Annotated in this window: 2 protein-coding genes and 1 tRNA gene; all 3 read right to left on the reverse strand. The window is 39.4% G+C overall.

Translation table 11 applies throughout. The features are described 5' to 3' along the window. Positions 1 to 242: 242 nt before the first annotated feature. Positions 243 to 863: an FKBP-type peptidyl-prolyl cis-trans isomerase gene (locus tag I6E69_RS20415; RefSeq protein WP_002962890.1), complete on the reverse strand. Its 621-nt coding sequence runs from the start codon at positions 861 to 863 to the stop codon at positions 243 to 245. A 69-nt stretch (positions 864 to 932) separates the two neighbouring features. After that, the gene (locus I6E69_RS20420) at positions 933 to 1,319 is read right to left on the reverse strand and encodes a hypothetical protein (protein ID WP_002962891.1); all 387 of its coding nucleotides are present in this window, start codon (positions 1,317 to 1,319) and stop codon (positions 933 to 935) included. A gap of 53 nt (positions 1,320 to 1,372) precedes the next feature. Next, a tRNA-Ser gene (locus I6E69_RS20425) sits at positions 1,373 to 1,463 on the reverse strand. Position 1,464 lies beyond the last annotated feature (1 nt).

Here is a 1,464-nt window from a genome sequence, read left to right on the forward strand (position 1 = left end):
AAAGAACCCTTTGGGCAGCGCCTGTTTGGCATTAATGCTACGTTATCGCCCATTTATGGGGAATAACCACACTACATAGGCTCTGCCTTGCCTAAATACCAAACAGACTGCTGCAAATTTAACCTTGAAAGATCAACAGACCCTAATCGAATTGGTATAAAACACTTAGATTACAGACACAAAAAAGCCGTATTCAGATTGAATACGGCTTTTTAAACTCTTAATTTTAAAGTTTATTTAAATTAAGAAATGATTTCGTGTAGTTCAACATCAAATACAAGCGTTGAGAAAGGTGCGATTGCAGCACCTGCGCCACGTTCACCATAAGCAAGCTCATGAGGAACGTAGATACGCCATTTAGTACCTACAGGCATCATTTGTAATGCTTCAGTCCAGCCTTTGATCACGCCACCAACTGGAAATTCAGCTGGTTGACCGCGCTCGTATGAGCTATCAAACACAGTACCGTTAATTAGTGTACCGTGGTAATCAACACGTACTGTAGACTCAGCTGTTGGCTTTTCGCCTTCGCCAGTCGCTAGTACTTCGTATTGAAGACCAGACTCAGTTACTGTGATTTCAGGACGTTTTGCGTTTTCTTCTAAGAATGCAATACCTTCGGCAGAAAGTACTTTAGATTCTTCTTCACGACGAGCTTGGATCTCTTCGTTAATCTTTTCGAATGCAGCTTGAATCTCAGGGATCTCAACTTGAAATGCGCTACCAGCGTACGCATCTTTCATGCCTTCAAATACTGAATTTAGGTTTAAGCCTTCAAAAGGATTAGACTTAAGTTGCTCACCCATTTGTAAGCCAATACCGTAACTTGCTTTTTCAGCATCTGTAGTAAAATTATCTGACATAATGTGTTTTTCACGTTTTGTTAGTTAAAAGACACGTATATGCTATCACAAAATAAACCCCGTTTGGGGCTAGTTTTTGCTGAGTTTTAGCTTAATTAGGCCAACAATATAACTACAAAGCGGTAAAGTGAATAAAATTCCAACAAGTAAAGGAATAGCTAATAATCCAGATTCACCAGACAATAAAAATGGCACTGCAACTAAGCCTACTAAACCAATAAAAGCAGAGCCAATTACTGGCCAATGTTTATCATATTTAGTAATAAGATGGGCAGCCAAAATATTAAAACCAAGACCATAAGCAAAAGCGGTAATTAATGGATATTCTGGTTGTGCGTCGACCGCCATTTTTGCCAACAAGCTAATAGCACTTTGATAGCAGTAACCAAATACCACCCATAATAAAAGATGTTTTATTAATTGCTGTGAGGTTGATAGGTTCGTTGCTTTAGTCATTAATTAAACTCCACAAAGCAAAAAACCGCCTATAAGGCGGTTTTTTTAAATAATGGTGGAGAGATAGGGATTTGAACCCTAGATGGGCTATAAACCCATGCCGGTTTTCAAGACCGGTGCATTCGACCACTCTGCCATCTCTCCG

The organism is Pseudoalteromonas sp. NZS100 (assembly GCF_015864815.1).
Lineage (GTDB): Bacteria > Pseudomonadota > Gammaproteobacteria > Enterobacterales > Alteromonadaceae > Pseudoalteromonas > Pseudoalteromonas distincta.